Source organism: Roseibium sp. RKSG952 (genome assembly GCF_009711355.1).
In genome coordinates, this window is sequence record NZ_SMMF01000147.1 from 1 (window position 1) to 293 (window position 293).

General features: G+C 59.7%; 1 protein-coding gene. It reads right to left on the reverse strand.

What is annotated here, in order from left to right:
• Positions 1–293, reverse strand: a 293-nt coding sequence (locus tag E1297_RS00360; RefSeq protein ID WP_209015520.1) for a hypothetical protein, incomplete at both ends; no start/stop codon positions are given.

Genomic DNA, 293 nt, shown 5'->3' on the forward strand with positions numbered 1-293 from the left:
GGTTTCGACCGGCCCGCCATTGTCGGCCAGCCCCCCGGCCAAAGTGCCGTCTGCAAGTTCATACGTCTGCGCAAACACATCTTCCGCAGAGGCATTGATCATGCCATCGGAGGCATCTGTATCAGTGCCTTCCCCAACAATGTTTCCACCGCCGGTCGTGTCCACCGTCCCGATGATTTCGGCGTCAGAAGCCGCACTGTTGCCCAGGACAATGCTGTTGGTCAGAGAAATGGTGCCCGGCCCACTGATCCCACCGCCTATGTTTCCTGCGGAGTTGCCGGACACCGTGCTGT